The following is a 1,967-nucleotide window of genomic DNA, read 5'->3' on the forward strand; positions in this document are numbered from 1 at the left end:
AAACCCTCTTTAAGCGGCGCTTCAGCTGAAATTACCTCTTTAGCGCAATCAGTTGCACAAAAATTGTATGACGGCGGTAATGGCACAATCAACGCCGAAGTGACTGGTAGAACAACACAAATAGAAGTCAACTCTGATGGCACCAAAACCATGCTAACAGGGGGCATTAAGACAGTTTATAGTTGGGATGTAGATAAAGGAGGAATGAGTCAAAAAACTGAAACCGCTAAAAACCACAGTGAAGTGTTAAAGAATCCATTGGGTGATTTTGATGATCATTTAACCCTTGTGGATGAAATGATGCAATCGTTAGATACATTAATTGAAGACGAAGGAGAAAGAAAAAGGTGTTATGATTTTTTAAACAAATTAAAAGAAGATATTCTGCAAACCAAGGAAATGAAATATGAATCTAGGGTGGGATTTTTAAGGGAAATAGCCAGCGATATAGAGGATAATTTAGGCACGCAAGCAATTAAAGTGAAGTTAGAAAAAGTCTATGGATTTGTGCAGAGCCGCATCGAAAATCCTTTTATATATGGCTTGATAGATAAAATGGACAAGAGTAAAAGCGGTTCAGATATTGACAAAAAACTGGAAATGTTAGAAGGTATTAAAAGTGAATTAGATGCATATCAAGAGAACCAATCTAAATACGAGCCAGCAACACAAGATTTTCTAAATGGCTTGCGCTCTCTCATAGATTCGGCTCAAAGATCTCAATATGCATTACAGCAATGGGAAAAATTTGCAGTGCCAGATACGCACGAGGTTAGCCCTTTCTCCAAGGACATTTATCATGTTTTTGTGCAGATAGAAGATGAAAGCATTATTGCAGAGAGCTCAGCAGCCCTGACCGGCAAACATTTTACAAATTCCACTCTGATTCAAATGGATAAGGAAGGCAACTATCGGGTGGTGCATGGATTGAGTTTAAGCGAGATACCAGAAACCAGTGATATTAAACTTGTTTTTAATGGACATGGCGATGATAAGGGTCTAGAGACAACAACAGCAGATAGAACCTATCGTGATATCGTCAATGATATTGTTACCTTAAGAGAGGATTTCCCTAAAAATTCAACTATTGAAAAAGTTTCCATGGTGGGATGTAGCCTAGGCCCTGATTTTTCAAAGAATACCTTAATCGGACTGAAAGAAAATGGCATTGAGACTAAGGTCAGTTCTCGGTTATACGATGTATCAATAGACGATCAAAGTGGTAGAAGATTTACCGACAACGCTTACCACCTTGAGGAAGGCAAGGTTTTATGGGGTTATAAAGAGGGTAAAGTCAGCCGCTTAGACCCTTATTCAGATGAACACTACCATGTCGTTATTTCTATCGCTGAAGATGGTTCGTTGCAATTAGATAGACCTATAGAGAATCTAAAGGGCGACTTAAAAGTTCGGATGATCGCAGGCAGTTTTGAACAAACTTCAGAGGTTCTGAGTGATTTTAAAGGACAATTACCCGCTGACGCTTCAATGAAACAAATCAGTATAAAACTGGGTGAAGGTGAGGCCGATTGGTATGCTCAGAATGATGCACGCTCTTATGCGGGTCTTATAGATACACTCAGTCGTCAAACCGATGCAGATGTTTTATCTTATAGTATTTCTGGGTCTAATCGAGGTTCGTTTGCTTATTATTATAAAGACAATGATCGCACCCATGTCGGCGGAACAACAGGAACGGACGGCAGAAAGTATGCTTATAAATTTTATGATGAAAAGTTTTCAAGCGTTCAATCTGACTACATAAAAGGCGATACAGATGTCGTCTATTCTCTTTCAAAAACCCTTGGGCCGAAGATCCCTAAAATCTTTATGATGACAAATGAATACTCTCTACAAGATCTGTTAGAGCAATTCAGAGGGGCAATGGAGATGAGTAGCACTCCTGTTTCTGAAATACAAATCATTACAGAAAACAACGCAATCAGTATTGATGAATACAAAAGTAT

Annotated in this window: 1 protein-coding gene; it reads left to right on the forward strand. The window is 38.7% G+C overall.

Annotated features, from left to right (window positions below):
- A partial coding sequence (locus BAZSYMA_RS00605) for a C80 family cysteine peptidase (RefSeq protein ID WP_143243037.1) occupies positions 1 to 1,967 on the forward strand: 1,967 nt, incomplete at both ends.

It is taken from the genome of Bathymodiolus azoricus thioautotrophic gill symbiont, assembly GCF_001298715.1.
GTDB lineage: Bacteria > Pseudomonadota > Gammaproteobacteria > PS1 > Pseudothioglobaceae > Thiodubiliella.